Below are 16,130 nucleotides of genomic sequence, written 5' to 3'. Positions count from 1 at the left end.
TGAGGATACGATGACACAACCATTACCGGGGGCACGCGCGGTGAGCGCTGAAAATGAACTGGATATTCGCGGGTTGTTTCGTACTTTATGGGCTGGCAAATTCTGGATTATCGGCATTGGCCTGCTATTTGCCCTTATCGCGTTAGCCTATACCTTTTTTGCTCGTCAGGAGTGGAGTGCGACGGCGATCACCGATCGCCCAACCGTAAATATGTTGGGCGGTTATTACTCCCAGCAGCAGTTTCTGCGCAACCTGGATATTAAGACCGATCCTGCTTCTTCTGATAAGCCCTCGGTGATGGATGAAGCGTATAAAGAGTTCATCATGCAACTTGCCTCCTGGGATACGCGTCGCGATTTCTGGTTACAGACGGACTATTACAAGCAGCGAATGGTCGGGAATAGCAAAGCTGATGCGGCGATGCTTGATGAACTGATCAATAACATACAGTTTACGCCCGGCGATTTTACACGCGCCATCAACGACAATGTGAAGCTGATTGCTGAAACTGCGCCGGACGCCAATAATCTGCTGCGTCAGTATGTCGCATTCGCCAGCCAGCGGGCGGCGAGCCATCTGAATGATGAATTAAAAGGCGCCTGGGCTGCGCGTACCGTGCAGATGAAAGCGCAGGTCAAACGGCAGGAAGAGGTTGCGAAAGCGATCTATTCACGTCGTGTAAACAGTATTGAGCAGGCGCTCAAAATTGCGGAACAACATAATATTTCTCGTAGCGCGACGGATGTCCCGGCGGATGAATTACCGGACTCAGAGCTTTTTTTACTCGGTCGCCCTATGTTGCAGGCGCGTCTTGAAAATCTGCAAGCGGTTGGCCCTGCGTTCGATTTGGACTACTTTCAAAATCGGGCAATGTTGAATACGCTTAATGTGGGGCCGACCCTGGACCCTCGTTTTCAGACCTATCGTTATTTGCGTACGCCGGAAGAACCGGTAAAACGTGATAGCCCACGCCGAGCCTTCCTGATGATTATGTGGGGTATCGTTGGGGCGCTAATCGGTGCGGGCGTTGCCTTAACCCGTCGCCGCACGATTTAGCAACACCTCTGCAGTAGGGGGCTGGGCCCCTGCTGTCTATTCGAAGAGAATCGATGTGAAAGTACTGACTGTATTTGGTACACGACCGGAGGCCATTAAGATGGCGCCTCTGGTCCATGCGCTGGAAAAAGATCCTCATTTCGAGGCCAAAGTATGCGTTACTGCGCAGCATCGGGAGATGCTTGATCAGGTATTAACTCTTTTTTCTATTGTGCCTGATTACGATCTCAACATTATGCAGCCGGGACAGGGGTTGACGGAAATTACCTGCCGAATTCTGGAGGGATTAAAGCCGATCCTGGCAGATTTTAAACCTGATGTGGTGCTGGTTCATGGCGATACCACCACTACGATTGCTACCAGCCTGGCGGCTTTCTATCAACGAATTCCGGTAGGGCACGTAGAAGCCGGGTTGCGAACCGGCGATCTTTATTCCCCCTGGCCGGAAGAGGCAAACCGCACGCTGACCGGACATTTGGCGATGTACCACTTTGCGCCGACGGAAAACTCGCGGCAGAATCTGTTGCGGGAGAACATTCCGGATGAGCGCATTTTTGTCACTGGCAATACCGTTATCGACGCGCTGATCTGGGTACGCGATCGCGTTCTGACGAGCGATACATTACAGGCTGAACTGGCCGAGCAGTATCCTTTCCTCAACGCGAATAAGAAGATGATTTTGGTGACCGGTCATCGGCGTGAAAGCTTTGGTCAGGGCTTTGAGCATATCTGCCAGGCGCTGGCGGAAATCGCCGCCGCGAACCAGAATGTGCAAATTGTCTATCCGGTGCATCTCAATCCCAACGTCAGCGAACCTGTCAACCGTATCCTCGGCCATGTTGAAAACGTGGTACTGATTGAGCCGCAGGACTACTTACCTTTTGTCTGGCTGATGAATCACGCCTGGCTCATTCTGACCGATTCCGGCGGTATTCAGGAAGAAGCGCCGTCATTAGGTAAGCCGGTATTGGTCATGCGTGAAACCACAGAGCGTCCGGAAGCCATTACCGCTGGTACGGTAAGACTGATCGGCACGGACTCCCGGCGCATTGTGGCGGAAGTTATGCGTCTGCTGCACGACGAAAATGAATATCAAACTATGAGCCGCGCCCATAATCCTTATGGTGACGGGCAATCATGCGCGCGCATTTTACAGGCGTTAAAAAGTTATCGGGTATCGTTATGAGTTTTACGACCATTTCTGTTATTGGGCTGGGGTATATCGGATTACCGACTGCGGCCGCTTTTGCTTCCCGCCAGAAGCAGGTTATCGGCGTGGATATCAACCAACATGCGGTAGACACCATAAATCGCGGTGAAATTCACATCGTGGAGCCGGCGTTGGGCAATGTGGTGAAGATGGCGGTGGAAGGCGGCTTTCTGCGTGCGACGACGACACCTGTCGAGGCCGATGCGTACCTGATTGCCGTGCCGACGCCATTCAAAGGCGATCACGACCCTGACATGGCCTATGTGGAAGCCGCGGCGAAATCCATTGCGCCGGTATTAAAAAAAGGGGCACTGGTGATTCTGGAATCAACATCGCCGGTCGGCGCAACGGAGCAAATGGCCGGCTGGCTGGCCGGGATGCGCCCGGATCTGACCTTTCCCCAGCAGGCGGGCGAGCAGACCGACGTGAATATCGCCTATTGTCCGGAGCGTGTGCTGCCGGGTCAGGTGATGGTGGAACTCATTAAAAATGACCGCGTGATTGGCGGTATGACGCCAGTATGTTCGGCTCGCGCCAGCGCGCTGTACAAAATTTTCCTTGAGGGCGAATGCGTTGTCACCAACTCGCGCACCGCAGAGATGTGCAAGCTGACGGAAAATAGCTTCCGTGATGTGAATATCGCCTTTGCGAATGAATTGTCGCTGATTTGCGCCGAACAGGGGATTAACGTCTGGGAATTGATCCGCCTGGCGAACCGCCATCCGCGCGTCAATATTTTGCAGCCGGGCCCAGGCGTTGGCGGGCACTGCATTGCGGTCGATCCGTGGTTTATTGTGGCGCAAAATCCGCAGCAGGCGAGACTGATTCGCACCGCGCGTGAAGTGAACGACGGCAAACCGCACTGGGTGGTCGATCAGGTAAAAGCCGCGGTCGCAGATTGCCTGGCGGCCACCGATAAACGCGCCAGCGAAGTGAAAATCGCCTGTTTTGGGCTGGCCTTTAAGCCGAATATCGACGATCTGCGCGAAAGCCCGGCGATGGGGATCGCGCAAAGTATCGCCCGCTGGCACAGCGGCGAAACCCTGGTCGTCGAACCGAATATCCATCAGTTGCCGAAAAAATTGGACGGACTTTGCACGCTGGCGAAACTGGACGCGGCGCTGGCCGCCGCCGATGTGCTGGTGATGCTGGTCGATCATGACGAATTTAAAGCGATTCCCGGCGATGCGGTTAATCAACGTTATGTGGTTGATACCAAAGGAGTCTGGCGCTGATGAAACGGATTCTGGTGACCGGCGGCGCAGGCTTTATCGGATCTGCGGTGGTGCGGCATATCATCCATGAAACGGCAGACGCGGTGGTGGTGGTGGATAAACTCACCTATGCGGGCAACCTGATGTCTCTGGCGTCGGTGGCGCAAAGCGACCGTTTCGCCTTTGAGAAGGTGGATATCTGCGATCGGGCATCACTGGAGCGAGTTTTCCAGCAGTATCAGCCCGATAGCGTGATGCACCTGGCGGCGGAAAGCCATGTAGACCGTTCCATCGACGGCCCCGCGGCGTTTATTGAAACGAATATCGTTGGTACTTACACCTTGCTGGAAGCCGCTCGCGCTTACTGGTCCGCGCTTGACGCGGACGCTAAAGCGGCGTTCCGCTTCCACCATATCTCCACCGATGAAGTGTATGGCGATCTGCATACTGCAGACGATTTCTTCACCGAAACCACGCCATATGCGCCAAGCAGCCCTTATTCCGCCTCCAAAGCCAGCAGCGACCATCTGGTACGCGCCTGGTTACGTACCTACGGTTTGCCTACGCTTGTCACCAACTGCTCTAATAACTACGGGCCCTACCATTTCCCGGAAAAACTGATCCCGCTGATGATTCTGAACGCGCTGGCGGGTAAACCATTGCCGGTCTATGGCAACGGTCAGCAAATTCGCGACTGGCTGTATGTGGAAGATCATGCCCGTGCGTTGTATCACGTGGTGACGAACGGCGCGGTGGGCGAAACGTATAATATCGGCGGTCATAACGAACGTAAAAATCTGGATGTGGTCAGGACGATTTGCGCTCTGCTGGAGGAACTGGCCCCGCAAAAAACGCAGGGTGTGGCGAATTATCACGATCTGATTACCTTCGTCGACGATCGACCCGGCCATGACTTACGTTATGCCATCGACGCGTCGAAAATCGCCCGCGATCTGGGCTGGACGCCGCAGGAAACCTTCGAAAGCGGGATGCGAAAAACCGTTCAGTGGTATCTCGCCAATGAGGCCTGGTGGAAACCCGTGCAGGATGGCAGTTATCAGGGCGAACGCTTAGGACTGAAACGCTAAACGGCAGGTTCTTACTCCTGGAGGAGAAACGAATGAAAGGCATCATTCTGGCGGGAGGTTCCGGTACCCGGTTGCATCCCATTACGCGCGGCGTATCAAAGCGCCAGGGCTTCAAAATTGCCTGTCTGGAGGAGATTGCCTGGCGCAACGGCTGGCTGGATGATGATGGTTTGAAACGCGCCGCCAGTCAGCTTGAAAAAACCTGCTATGGCCAATATTTACTGGAGTTGCTCCGTGCCCGTCCGCGCCAGTATTGAACCGTTACTCTGGGAAAATACGTTCTTTGGCGTGAATAGCGGCATTGTGTGTATCGATGCCTCAGCGCCCGAATTAACGCCAGAAGCGCTGCAGGCATGGCAACGCGTGCAGGTAAAAGTGCCGGCTGAAAACATCGCCTGGCTGTCGGCGTTGCAATCGCTGGGATTCTCTTTGGTTGAAGGCGAAGTGGATTTTGCGTTGCCGGTAAAAGGGCATAGCGACCAGCATGGCGCGGAAATTGCACACCTTACGGACATTCCTGCTTTGCGTCAGTTGGCCGGAGAGGCGTTTACGCAGAGTCGTTTTCGCGCGCCGTGGTATGCGCCCGACGCCAGCGCCCGTTTTTACGCCCAGTGGATTGAGAATGCGGTACGCGGCACGTTTGATCACCAATGCCTGGTGCTTCGCACAGAGACAGGCGCTATCCGTGGTTACGTCTCGCTGCGGGAATTGAATGATACTGACGCGCGCATCGGTCTGTTGGCCGGACGCGGCGCGGGAGCGGAACTTATGCAGGCGGCGATCTGTTGGGCGCAGAGTCGCGGCAAAGCAACATTGCGGGTGGCGACCCAGTTGGGCAACACCGCCGCGCTTAAACGTTACATACAAAGCGGTGCCAACATCGAAAGCACTGCGTACTGGTTATACAGGTGACAACATGATTCCTTTTAATGCGCCGCCGGTGGTGGGAACCGAACTCGAATACATGCAGTCTGCAATGAGCAGCGGCAAACTGTGCGGCGACGGCGGCTTTACGCGCCGTTGCCAGCAGTGGCTGGAGCAACATTTCGGCAGCGCGAAGGTGTTGCTGACGCCTTCCTGTACCGCGTCGCTGGAGATGGCGGCTCTGTTGTTGGATATTCAGCCCGGCGATGAAGTGATCATGCCGAGCTTTACGTTTGTCTCCACCGCTAACGCTTTTGTCCTGCGCGGCGCGAAAATTGTGTTTGTCGATATTCGTCCGGATACGATGAATATTGACGAAACTCTGATTGAGGCGGCAATTACTGATAAAACCCGCGCTATCGTGCCGGTACACTACGCTGGCGTCGCTTGTGAAATGGACGTCATCATGGCGCTGGCGGATAAGTATAATCTGTTCGTTGTCGAGGATGCCGCCCAGGGCGTGATGTCCACGTACAAAGGGCGCGCGTTAGGAACGATCGGTCACATCGGCTGTTTTAGCTTCCATGAAACCAAAAATTACACCGCTGGCGGCGAAGGCGGCGCGACGCTGATCAACGATCGTACGCTGATTGAACGCGCGGAGATCATCCGCGAAAAAGGCACCAACCGCAGCCAGTTCTTCCGTGGTCAGGTGGACAAATACACCTGGCGGGATATCGGCTCCAGTTATTTGATGTCCGATCTGCAGGCTGCCTACCTGTGGGCGCAACTGGAGGCCGCCGATCGTATCAATCAACAGCGTCTGTCGCTGTGGCAGACTTACTACGATGCGTTAACGCCGCTGGCGCGCGCCGGGCGTATCGAGCTGCCTTCTATTCCGGAAAACTGCGGGCATAATGCCCACATGTTTTACATCAAACTGCGGGATATCGCCGATCGCAGCGCGCTGATTAATTTCCTGAAAGAGGCGGAAATCATGGCGGTATTCCATTACATTCCGCTGCATGATTGTCCGGCGGGCGATAAATTCGGCGAGTTTATCGGGGACGATGTCTACACCACAAAAGAGAGCGAACGTTTGTTGCGTCTGCCGCTGTTTTATAACCTTGCGCCCGTCGATCAACGAACGGTGATTACTACCTTGCTAAATTATTTCTCCTGATATGTCGCTTGCTAAAGCCTCCCTGTGGACGGCGGTCAGTACGCTGGTAAAAATTGGCGCCGGACTGCTGGTGGTGAAACTACTGGCCGTCTCTTTTGGTCCGGCGGGCGTCGGACAAGCGAGTAACTTCCGCCAGATGATCACCGTGCTGGGCGTATTGGCTGGCGCCGGGATATTTAACGGCGTTACCAAACTCGTCGCACAACATCATGATAACCCGGCGCAGTTACGTACCGTGGTGGGAACCTCCTCCGCGATGGTATTGGGTTTCTCTACGCTGCTGGCGCTGGTCTTCCTGCTGGCGGCGGCGCCGATTAGCCAGGGACTGTTCGGTCATACGGACTATCAAGGGCTGGTGCGTCTGGTTGCGCTGGTACAAATGGGGATCGCCTGGGCGAACCTGCTGCTGGCGCTAATGAAGGGCTTTCGTGACGCGTCGGGTAATGCCTTATCGTTAATTGTCGGCAGCTTTTTGGGCGTCGCCGCCTGGTATCTCTGCTACCGTGTCGGCGGCTATGAAGGCGCTCTGCTTGGCCTGGCGCTGGTGCCGGCGCTGGTGGTAGTGCCAGCCGGTATGATACTGATTAAGCGCGGCACCGTCCCGCTACGCTATCTCAAGCCCTCCTGGGACAACGGTCTGGCAGGGCAGCTTAGTAAATTTACCCTGATGGCGCTGATTACCTCCGTTACGATGCCGGTCGCCTATGTGATGATGCGAAACCAACTGGCCGCGCACTATAGCTGGAGCGATGTCGGGATCTGGCAGGGCGTGAGCAGTATTTCTGATGCCTATCTGCAATTTATCACCGCCTCCTTCAGCGTTTACCTGTTACCTACGCTCTCACGCCTGACGGAAAAACAGGACATTACGCGTGAAGTGGTAAAAGCGCTGAAATTTGTTTTACCGGCGGTCGCGGCGGCGAGTTTTACCGTCTGGCTACTGCGCGATTTTGCTATCTGGCTGCTTTTTTCCGCCAAATTCACCGCGATGCGCGATCTGTTCGCCTGGCAGTTAGTGGGCGACGTGCTGAAAGTCGGCGCCTATGTTTTCGGTTATCTGGTGATTGCCAAAGCGTCGTTGCGATTTTACATTCTGGCCGAAATTAGCCAGTTCATTCTGTTAACGGCGTTCGCTCACTGGCTGATTCCCGCTCACGGCGCGCTGGGTGCGGCACAGGCTTATATGGCCACCTATATTGTCTATTTTTCATTTTGTTGTGGCGTATTTTTACTCTGGCGTAGGCGAGCATGACTGTACTGATTCACGTCCTGGGATCGGATATCCCTCACCATAACCACACCGTGTTGCGGTTTTTCAATGATACGCTGGCCGCCACAAGCGAGCACGCGCGTGAATTTATGGTTGCTGGCGAAGATAACGGCTTCACGGAAAGCTGCCCGGCGCTCTCGCTTCGTTTTTATGGCAGTAAGAAAGCGCTGGCGCAGGCGGTCATCGCCAAAGCGAAAGCAAATCGTCGACAGAGATTCTTCTTTCACGGTCAGTTCAACACCAGCCTGTGGCTGGCGCTGTTAAGCGGCGGTATTAAGCCAGCTCAGTTTTACTGGCATATCTGGGGCGCGGATCTCTACGAAGTGTCCCACGGGCTGAAATTCCGCCTTTTCTACCCGCTTCGTCGTATCGCGCAGGGACGAGTAGGGGGCGTATTCGCGACGCGCGGCGATCTCAGCTATTTTGCGCGCCAGCACCCGGGCGTACGCGGCGAGTTGCTCTATTTCCCGACGCGCATGGACCCTTCCCTGAATGCTATGGCAAAAGAGCGCCAACGTGCGGGGAAATTGACCATTTTAGTAGGGAACTCCGGCGATCGCAGTAACCAACATATTGCGGCATTACGGGCGGTGTATCAGCAGTTTGGTGATACGGTAAACGTGGTGGTGCCGATGGGCTATCCGGCCAATAACCAGGCCTATATTGATGAGGTTCGTCAGGCCGGTCTGGCGCTATTTAGCGCCGAAAATCTACAAATTATTAGCGAAAAAATGGAATTTGATGCCTATCTTGCGCTGTTGCGCCAGTGCGACCTCGGTTATTTTATTTTTGCCCGCCAACAGGGGATCGGGACGTTGTGTCTGCTAATTCAGGCCGATATCCCGTGCGTACTGAACCGCGACAATCCTTTCTGGCAGGATATGGCGGAACAGCATCTGCCCGTCCTGTTTACCACGGACGATCTTAATGAGCAGGTCGTGCGCGAGGCGCAGCGTCAGCTCGCATCGGTAGATAAAAGCGGCATCACCTTCTTTAGCCCCAACTACCTGCAACCGTGGCATAATGCGTTGAGAATCGCCGCAGGAGAAGCCGAATGAGTTTAATGCAATTCAGCGGGCTGCTGGTGGTCTGGCTGCTCTCTACGCTGTTTATCGCCACGCTGACCTGGTTTGAATTCCGCCGCGTGCGTTTTAACTTCAACGTTTTCTTTTCGTTGCTGTTTTTGTTGACCTTCTTTTTTGGTTTTCCGCTAACCAGCGTGCTGGTATTTCGTTTCGACGTTGGCGTCGCGCCGCCGGAAATCTTATTGCAGGCTCTATTATCCGCCGCCTGTTTCTACGGCGTGTATTACGTGACCTATAAAACGCGTTTACGCAAACGCGTTGTGGATGTACCACGCAAGCCGCTATTTACCATGAACCGGGTGGAAACCCACCTTACCTGGGTGATCCTGATGGGCATCGCGCTGGTGAGCGTGGCGATTTTCTTTATGCATAACGGCTTTTTGCTGTTCCGGCTGCACTCCTACAGCCAGATCTTTTCCAGCGAAGTCTCCGGCGTGGCGTTAAAACGGTTCTTCTATTTCTTCATTCCGGCGATGCTGGTGGTCTATTTCCTGCGCCAGGACAGCAAAGCGTGGCTGTTCTTTCTGGTGAGCACCGTCGCGTTTGGTCTGTTGACCTACATGATTGTCGGCGGCACGCGCGCTAACATCATTATTGCGTTTGCTATCTTCCTGTTTATCGGCATTATTCGGGGCTGGATCAGCCTGTGGATGCTGGCAGCGGCGGGCGTGCTGGGGATTGTCGGTATGTTCTGGCTGGCGCTCAAACGCTACGGATTAAATGTGAGCGGCGATGAGGCGTTCTATACGTTTCTTTATCTGACGCGCGATACCTTTTCGCCGTGGGAGAATCTGGCGCTGCTGTTGCAAAATTACCACAATATCGATTTTCAGGGGCTGGCCCCTATCGTGCGTGATTTCTACGTCTTTATTCCCACCTGGTTATGGCCGGGACGACCCAGTATCGTGCTGAATTCTGCGAATTACTTCACCTGGGAAGTCCTGAACAACCATTCTGGCCTGGCGATATCGCCAACGCTTATCGGATCGCTGGTGGTCATGGGCGGGGCGCTGTTTATTCCGCTCGGCGCGATCGTCGTCGGGCTGATTATCAAATGGTTCGACTGGCTATATGAACTGGGTAACCGGGAGCCCAATCGCTATAAGGCGGCGATTCTGCACAGTTTCTGCTTTGGCGCCATCTTTAATATGATTGTGCTGGCGCGAGAAGGGCTGGATTCGTTTGTCTCGCGCGTGGTTTTCTTCCTGGTGGTTTTTGGCGCCAGCCTGCTGGTCGCTAAGCTTCTGTTCTGGTTATTTGATAGCGCCGGACTGATTCATAAACGTACAACTTCGCTCCCTCAGGCACAGGTGGAAGGAAAACTATGACTAACAATGCCGCTGCGCCCCTTTACTCGCTGCGAGGATTACCTCTGATTGGCTGGCGCGACATGTCACACGCGCTGAATTATCTGTTTGCCGATGGACAACTGAAGCAAGGTACGTTGGTGGCAATCAACGCCGAAAAGCTGCTGACGGCGGAAGATAATCCGGAAGTCCGCGCGTTGATAGCGGCGGCGGAATTTAAATATGCCGATGGCATCAGCGTGGTGCGTTCAATACGTAAAAAATTTCCGCAGGCGCAGGTTTCTCGTGTGGCTGGCGCTGACCTTTGGGAAGCGTTAATGGCGCGCGCGGGTAAAGAAGGCACGCCGGTATTTCTTGTCGGCGGCAAGCCTGAGGTGCTGGCGCAGACGGAAGCAAAACTGCGGACGCAGTGGAACATCAATATTGTGGGTAGCCAGGACGGTTACTTTACGCCGGAGCAGCGTCAGGCGCTATTTTCGCGTATCCATGCCAGCGGCGCGAAAATTGTCACCGTCGCGATGGGATCGCCAAAACAGGAATTGCTCATGCGCGATTGTCGGGAAGTGCATCCCCATGCGCTATATATGGGGGTGGGCGGTACCTATGATGTGTTTACCGGTCACGTCAAACGCGCCCCCAAAATATGGCAGAACCTGGGGCTGGAGTGGTTGTATCGTCTGCTTTCTCAACCGAAGCGTATTACCCGCCAGATGCGTCTGCTGCGCTACCTTCGCTGGCACTATACTGGCGATCTCTAATTCTCCCTTCTGATGACTTGAGCAGCGGATTGTGCTTATGGCGCTGCTCATTTACAACACAATCGATGATTTCTTACACAATAAGTGCATTTTTTTAATGCTCCATTTGCCATTTGTCCAAATTTAAGAAAATATTCGCAACAATCGATGTACCCATAACAATAACCGGTACTACCGGAACCGTTGCAAACACGACATGAGGATTTATGGCAGAGAAAAAACCGGAGCTACAGCGTGGGCTGGAAGCTCGTCATATTGAATTGATTGCCCTCGGGGGCACCATCGGCGTCGGACTCTTTATGGGCGCCGCCAGTACGCTGAAATGGGCGGGCCCGTCAGTGCTGCTGGCGTATATCATCGCCGGATTGTTCGTCTTTTTCATCATGCGTTCGATGGGGGAGATGCTCTTTCTGGAACCTGTTACCGGCTCCTTTGCCGTGTACGCCCACCGGTATATGAGTCCTTTTTTTGGCTATCTTACCGCCTGGTCATACTGGTTTATGTGGATGGCGGTCGGGATCTCGGAAATTACCGCCATTGGGGTCTACGTCCAGTTCTGGTTTCCGGAGATGGCGCAGTGGATACCGGCGCTGATTGCCGTCGGACTGGTCGCGTTGGCGAATCTGGCTGCGGTGCGCCTGTATGGTGAAATCGAATTCTGGTTTGCGATGATCAAAGTCACCACGATTATTGTGATGATCATCATCGGTCTGGGGGTGATTTTCTTCGGTTTTGGTAACGGCGGCCAGGCGATTGGCTTTGGTAATCTGAACGAGCATGGCGGCTTTTTTGCTGGCGGCTGGAAAGGCTTTCTGACCGCATTATGTATCGTGGTGGCCTCTTATCAGGGGGTTGAGTTGATCGGTATTACCGCCGGTGAAGCGAAGAATCCGCAGGTGACGTTGCGTAGCGCGGTGGGTAAGGTGCTGTGGCGTATCCTGATTTTTTATGTTGGCGCGATTTTCGTGATCGTCACCATTTTCCCGTGGAATGAGATTGGCAGTAACGGCAGTCCCTTTGTGCTCACCTTCGCGAAAATCGGCATCACCGCCGCGGCAGGCATTATCAACTTTGTCGTGCTGACGGCGGCGCTCTCCGGCTGTAACAGCGGAATGTATAGCTGTGGGCGTATGCTTTACGCGCTGGCGAAAAACCGTCAACTGCCGGCGGCAGTCGCGAAAGTCTCTCGCCACGGCGTGCCGGTCGCGGGCGTGGCGCTCTCTATTTTGATTTTGCTGGTAGGTTCTTGCCTGAACTACATCATCCCCAATCCGCAGCGCGTCTTTGTTTACGTTTATAGCGCCAGCGTACTGCCGGGGATGGTGCCGTGGTTTGTCATTCTGATTAGCCAACTGCGCTTTCGTCGGGCGCATAAAGAAGCGATTGCGGATCATCCTTTTCGTTCCATTATGTTCCCGTGGGCGAACTATTTGACGATGGCGTTTCTGGTTTGCGTTTTAATCGGCATGTACTTTAATGAAGATACGCGCATGTCGCTGTTTGTCGGCGTCATCTTCCTGCTGGCCGTCACGCTGGTCTACAAAGTTTTCGGTCTGAATCGTCACGGAACCGCCCACAAGGTGGGGGAATAAGCGCCAAAATGCGCAAAGCATAACCAAACGCGCATTTTATTTAAAAAGGCACTGGACAGCGGGGTGTGAAGTCCGTATTATCCACCCCCGCAACGGCGCTAAGCGCCCGTAGCTCAGCTGGATAGAGCGCTGCCCTCCGGAGGCAGAGGTCTCAGGTTCGAATCCTGTCGGGCGTACCATTTATTTAGGTGCTTGAGCTGCGGTGGTTTAATACCGCGTAAAAAGTTTCAGTGGTGGCTATAGCTCAGTTGGTAGAGCCCTGGATTGTGATTCCAGTTGTCGTGGGTTCGAATCCCATTAGCCACCCCATTAATATAGAGTTGTGAAACGCGAAGGTGGCGGAATTGGTAGACGCGCTAGCTTCAGGTGTTAGTGTCCTTACGGACGTGGGGGTTCAAGTCCCCCCCCTCGCACCACGACTCAATGAATTGAACTAAAAATTCAAAAAAGCAGTATATCGGCGAGTAGCGCAGCTTGGTAGCGCAACTGGTTTGGGACCAGTGGGTCGGAGGTTCGAATCCTCTCTCGCCGACCAATTTTGAACCCCGCTTCGGCGGGGTTTTTTGTTTTCTGTTCATTTTCAACCGCTTATCCCGCACGTGGTGCCATTATGGTTTATTGGCGATATCCCAGACTTTATTTGTCGCTATTCGGTGACGAATAATCTATTGATTTATAATCACTTTATAAAAAGCATCCTGTTCTGTCTCCGCCGGGCGACACGCTAAAACCTCGCCAGCGGCGGGGGGATGACAATCGCGTGAATTCTCTACGTTTTTTTAACGCCTGCGCCTGTTTTTTAGCGGTGCAAAGATGGCACGTTATGTGCAATAATGTACGGGTAGATGCTCATTCCATCTCTTATGTTCGCCTTCTGGCTTCATAAACTCAGGAATGATGCAGAGCCGTTTACGGTGCTTATCGTCCACTGACAGATGTCGCTTACGCCTCATCAAACACCCTGGACACAACGTTGAGTGAAGCACCCCTTTATGTTGTCATACAGACCTGTTTTGACGCCTGCCCCTTAACCGGGCAGGCGTTTTTTTATGCATCCCGAATGATTTTGTGTAGGCGGTAAGCCCGGTAAGCGAAGCGCCACCGGGCAAGAGGGAATTACTGCGGGGGATTGTTCTGTAATGTCAGCATCAGGCCGTCGCGCCGCATGGCGGCGGCCTCTTCCGGTTGATGCAGTCGATCAAGCGCATCGGCAAGCCAGGCATAATCATACGCGTCCGGGCGTTGTTTCAGCGCGGCGCGGAAAGCCAGGGTTGCCTCCTGCCATTCACCGTGTTTCATTAGCGACTGACCGAGTGTGCTCCATAACAGCGGGCGATCGCCTACTGTCTTAATTTGCTGGCGCAGCACTTTCTCCAGTTGTTCCGGATTATTGGTTCTGAGGCGAGGAATGGGCAGCACCAGTCGATCGTCATACTGGCGTTTCAGACCGTCGATGATAATCTGCTGCGCCATATCATGATCGTCACATTCGATCAGATGCTCGGCCATCGCGACCTGCAGCGCCACCTGATGGCGGGTTTTACGGCTTTGGTTTTTCCACCAGGTGCGTAATCCTTCGCTGCCCTGCTCGGCGCGCGCCTGATCCATGAGTCCTATCCACGCCTGTTGTTCGAGCATGGCGCGATGCGCTTCATCGCCAACGTGCGCTTTCGCCATGGATGGGATGATATCCAGTAAAGAACTCCATGCGCTGGTGCGAATATAGGCCTGCTCCGCCAGACGCAGAACTTCCGGGTGACGCGGCGTGACCTCCAGCAGTTTGTCCACGCCGTGACGCGCCGCGTGATTTTCATTGCGCGCCAGCTGTAAGCGCACGCGTGTGATCTCGACCGGGATGGTGTCGTTCCCCGCCAGCTCTGCCGCACGTTCAAGGTGCTGATTAGCGCGTGCTTCATCGCCGCGCTGCTGCGCCGCTTCTGCCGCCAGCAGATAATTTACCACCGGTTGTTCAGCATGGTCGGCATTTTTTGACATCAGCTTTTCAACCTGCTGATAGTCGCCCTCCGCCAGCTTCAGTAGCGCCTGTTCGGTCTGCTTGCGGGCGCGACGGCGTTTACGGCCGGCAAACCAACCGCGGGTGTGCGCGCCGGTACGAAACAGACGGCGTAGCAACCACTCAATGGCGAATAGCACCACCATAGCGACGATGAGAATGATCGCCAGTCCGGTGACGCTGGTTTCAATGTTGTAGTTATCGGTCTGGATTAACACATAGCCCTGGTGACCGGCTATCATCGGGCCGACCACGATACCCGCGAGCAACAACACAAAGAGCAATAATACTTTTAGCATCATTATTCTCCTTGCGGCGCGGCTGCCGGAGCGTCTGTCTGCGTGGCAGGCGCTGCCGTAGAGACTGTCGGTTGCGCCAGCAGATTACGCACGCGGGTTTGCATCAGTTTTTCAAGAATCGCCTGGCTTTCCAGGGTTTCCGGCAGATCCATCGTGATATTTTGCTGGCTTAATTTATCGACCTCCTCCAGGAAGGCTTTTGTCGCGGCGTCGTCAGTATCGTAATAAGCGCGAACCCAGGTCGAAACGTTATCCAGCGCCTGACGGTATGTTTCTTCCTGATGGCGTGGCACGGCCTGCGCGGCGACTAACAGGCGAGAGCGAATATTTTCGCGTAAATAGACGTCCTGGTTGGGCGCCAACAGCGGTACAGCGGTATCATCGCGGCGGCGAATGGTAATAAAGCTGTCCATAAAGTTCTGCCAGCTTTTTTGCAGGTTAACGCGCCATTCGCTTAGCGAGCTGGACAGCTCGCTGCTGTCTGAATCCATCGGCGAACCATCGGTATCGTTATCCGCCAGACGCAAGTTATCGATTTGGTTAGAGAGCTGATTGAGCTTGAGAATAATGCCGTCGTAGTCGATCTGCGCAACGGATGACAGGCTGGCGATATCGTCAGTAATCGCGCGTCGTGCGGTAATCAGGCTGGGGTCATTCATGTCCGCCAGACTGGCGTCAGCGCTTTTGAGCAGCGCAGCGGCGGTAGTGACGTCCTGATCGCTCCACAGCTTGCGTCCGGCGAGTTTCACCAGGAAATCAGCCTGCGCCAGCAGCCAGGTTTTAGCATCGCTGCCGGAAATGGTGGCGACTTTTTGTTGTACTTCATCAAGCTGTTTCGCCAGCGCCGCCTGTTGGCGATTCGCGTCATCTAACTGCGCCGCTTGTTTTTTGATAATCCCTTCCAGCTCCGCTTTTTGGCTCTCCTGCGCCTTTTGCAAGGCGGTCAGTTGCGTCGCCAGCGCATCGCTGGTTTCCGTTTGCGCGGTTGCTTGCTGTTTCCCCCAGCCATAAAGCCCAATACCTGCCGCCAGGGCAATCGCAATCGCCACCGCGCTTAATACCAGCGCGGCGCCGTTCTTACTTTTTTTCTCGGTATTAACTGGCTGTGGCGTGGTTTCCACGCTCTCCCTGGTCTCATCAACCACGGCGGAGGATTTTTCTTGTTCCGTCATTATGGCATCCCATTATG

14 protein-coding genes and 4 tRNA genes are annotated in these 16,130 nt (G+C 54.3%); 16 read left to right on the top strand and 2 right to left on the bottom strand.

Features of this window, described 5'->3' with window-relative positions; genetic code table 11:
• The first annotated feature begins 10 nt into the window (after positions 1 to 10).
• From wzzE to ACLJRE_RS22295, 16 genes are all read left to right on the top strand, one after another.
• A complete protein-coding gene (gene wzzE, locus ACLJRE_RS22370) occupies positions 11 to 1,057 on the top strand; it encodes an ECA polysaccharide chain length modulation protein (RefSeq protein ID WP_000193413.1) in 1,047 nt (348 codons plus the stop codon).
• A 55-nt stretch (positions 1,058 to 1,112) separates the two neighbouring features.
• A complete protein-coding gene (gene wecB / locus ACLJRE_RS22365) occupies positions 1,113 to 2,243 on the top strand; it encodes a non-hydrolyzing UDP-N-acetylglucosamine 2-epimerase (protein ID WP_000866685.1) in 1,131 nt (376 codons plus the stop codon).
• On the top strand, positions 2,240 to 3,502 hold the full coding sequence (gene wecC, locus ACLJRE_RS22360) for a UDP-N-acetyl-D-mannosamine dehydrogenase (RefSeq protein WP_023137102.1): 1,263 nt from the start codon (positions 2,240 to 2,242) through the stop codon (positions 3,500 to 3,502). The genes wecB and wecC overlap by 4 nt, the downstream gene beginning before the upstream one ends.
• Positions 3,502 to 4,569 (top strand): dTDP-glucose 4,6-dehydratase, encoded by a 1,068-nt coding sequence (rffG, locus tag ACLJRE_RS22355; RefSeq protein WP_023212409.1) that lies wholly within the window; start codon positions 3,502 to 3,504, stop codon positions 4,567 to 4,569. The genes wecC and rffG overlap by 1 nt, the downstream gene beginning before the upstream one ends.
• The gene (locus ACLJRE_RS22350) at positions 4,512 to 4,826 is read left to right on the top strand and encodes a sugar phosphate nucleotidyltransferase (RefSeq protein WP_223202016.1); all 315 of its coding nucleotides are present in this window, start codon (positions 4,512 to 4,514) and stop codon (positions 4,824 to 4,826) included. Before rffG ends, ACLJRE_RS22350 begins: the two co-directional genes overlap by 58 nt.
• Complete coding sequence (rffC, locus tag ACLJRE_RS22345; RefSeq protein ID WP_023212411.1) at positions 4,804 to 5,481, top strand: dTDP-4-amino-4,6-dideoxy-D-galactose acyltransferase; 678 nt, start codon at positions 4,804 to 4,806, stop codon at positions 5,479 to 5,481. Before ACLJRE_RS22350 ends, rffC begins: the two co-directional genes overlap by 23 nt.
• Before the next feature lie 4 nt (positions 5,482 to 5,485).
• Positions 5,486 to 6,616, top strand: a complete 1,131-nt coding sequence (gene rffA / locus ACLJRE_RS22340; RefSeq protein WP_000612080.1) for a dTDP-4-amino-4,6-dideoxygalactose transaminase — start codon at positions 5,486 to 5,488, stop codon at positions 6,614 to 6,616.
• Position 6,617: 1 nt separating this feature from the next.
• Positions 6,618 to 7,868, top strand: coding sequence for a lipid III flippase WzxE (wzxE, locus tag ACLJRE_RS22335; RefSeq protein WP_000050299.1), 1,251 nt, complete (start codon positions 6,618 to 6,620; stop codon positions 7,866 to 7,868).
• Positions 7,865 to 8,944, top strand: coding sequence for a TDP-N-acetylfucosamine:lipid II N-acetylfucosaminyltransferase (locus ACLJRE_RS22330; RefSeq protein ID WP_000217187.1), 1,080 nt, complete (start codon positions 7,865 to 7,867; stop codon positions 8,942 to 8,944). Before wzxE ends, ACLJRE_RS22330 begins: the two co-directional genes overlap by 4 nt.
• Positions 8,941 to 10,299: an ECA oligosaccharide polymerase gene (gene wzyE / locus ACLJRE_RS22325; RefSeq protein WP_000055605.1), complete on the top strand. Its 1,359-nt coding sequence runs from the start codon at positions 8,941 to 8,943 to the stop codon at positions 10,297 to 10,299. The genes ACLJRE_RS22330 and wzyE overlap by 4 nt, the downstream gene beginning before the upstream one ends.
• Positions 10,296 to 11,036: a lipopolysaccharide N-acetylmannosaminouronosyltransferase gene (wecG, locus tag ACLJRE_RS22320; protein ID WP_023212412.1), complete on the top strand. Its 741-nt coding sequence runs from the start codon at positions 10,296 to 10,298 to the stop codon at positions 11,034 to 11,036. Before wzyE ends, wecG begins: the two co-directional genes overlap by 4 nt.
• 206 nt (positions 11,037 to 11,242) lie before the next feature.
• Positions 11,243 to 12,628 carry a bifunctional threonine/serine APC transporter ThrP gene (thrP, locus tag ACLJRE_RS22315; RefSeq protein ID WP_023212413.1) on the top strand — a complete coding sequence of 462 codons (1,386 nt, stop codon included), beginning with the start codon at positions 11,243 to 11,245 and terminating at the stop codon, positions 12,626 to 12,628.
• 102 nt (positions 12,629 to 12,730) lie between these two features.
• Positions 12,731 to 12,807: transfer RNA gene (locus tag ACLJRE_RS22310), tRNA-Arg, on the top strand.
• A 54-nt stretch (positions 12,808 to 12,861) separates the two neighbouring features.
• A tRNA-His gene (locus ACLJRE_RS22305) sits at positions 12,862 to 12,937 on the top strand.
• A 20-nt stretch (positions 12,938 to 12,957) separates the two neighbouring features.
• Positions 12,958 to 13,044, top strand: a tRNA-Leu gene (locus ACLJRE_RS22300).
• Positions 13,045 to 13,086: 42 nt separating this feature from the next.
• Positions 13,087 to 13,163, top strand: a tRNA-Pro gene (locus ACLJRE_RS22295).
• Between the two features lie 581 nt (positions 13,164 to 13,744).
• Here ACLJRE_RS22295 and hemY read toward each other — a convergent pair.
• Together hemY and hemX are read right to left on the bottom strand one after the other, a co-directional pair.
• Positions 13,745 to 14,941, bottom strand: coding sequence for a protoheme IX biogenesis protein HemY (hemY, locus tag ACLJRE_RS22290; protein ID WP_001546072.1), 1,197 nt, complete (start codon positions 14,939 to 14,941; stop codon positions 13,745 to 13,747).
• Between the two features lie 2 nt (positions 14,942 to 14,943).
• Positions 14,944 to 16,113, bottom strand: coding sequence for a uroporphyrinogen-III C-methyltransferase (gene hemX / locus ACLJRE_RS22285; RefSeq protein WP_000138960.1), 1,170 nt, complete (start codon positions 16,111 to 16,113; stop codon positions 14,944 to 14,946).
• Positions 16,114 to 16,130 lie beyond the last annotated feature (17 nt).

The sequence above is a fragment of the Salmonella sp. SAL04157 genome (genome assembly GCF_046551635.1).
Taxonomy (GTDB): Bacteria; Pseudomonadota; Gammaproteobacteria; order Enterobacterales; family Enterobacteriaceae; genus Salmonella; species Salmonella enterica.
Note: the sequence above shows the minus strand (reverse complement) of the source record. Positions and strands in the feature narration are given on the sequence as shown.

Excerpts from the sequence above, each read along its gene's own strand:
- wzzE (WP_000193413.1), top strand. The coding sequence starts at position 11 with ATGACACAACCATTACCGGGGGCACGCGCGGTGAGCGCTGAAAATGAA.
- wecC (WP_023137102.1), top strand. The coding sequence starts at position 2,240 with ATGAGTTTTACGACCATTTCTGTTATTGGGCTGGGGTATATCGGATTA.
- rffG (WP_023212409.1), top strand. The coding sequence starts at position 3,502 with ATGAAACGGATTCTGGTGACCGGCGGCGCAGGCTTTATCGGATCTGCG.
- rffA (WP_000612080.1), top strand. The coding sequence starts at position 5,486 with ATGATTCCTTTTAATGCGCCGCCGGTGGTGGGAACCGAACTCGAATAC.
- wzxE (WP_000050299.1), top strand. The coding sequence starts at position 6,618 with ATGTCGCTTGCTAAAGCCTCCCTGTGGACGGCGGTCAGTACGCTGGTA.
- ACLJRE_RS22330 (WP_000217187.1), top strand. The coding sequence starts at position 7,865 with ATGACTGTACTGATTCACGTCCTGGGATCGGATATCCCTCACCATAAC.
- wzyE (WP_000055605.1), top strand. The coding sequence starts at position 8,941 with ATGAGTTTAATGCAATTCAGCGGGCTGCTGGTGGTCTGGCTGCTCTCT.
- wecG (WP_023212412.1), top strand. The coding sequence starts at position 10,296 with ATGACTAACAATGCCGCTGCGCCCCTTTACTCGCTGCGAGGATTACCT.
- thrP (WP_023212413.1), top strand. The coding sequence starts at position 11,243 with ATGGCAGAGAAAAAACCGGAGCTACAGCGTGGGCTGGAAGCTCGTCAT.
- hemY (WP_001546072.1), bottom strand. The coding sequence starts at position 14,941 with ATGCTAAAAGTATTATTGCTCTTTGTGTTGTTGCTCGCGGGTATCGTG.
- hemX (WP_000138960.1), bottom strand. The coding sequence starts at position 16,113 with ATGACGGAACAAGAAAAATCCTCCGCCGTGGTTGATGAGACCAGGGAG.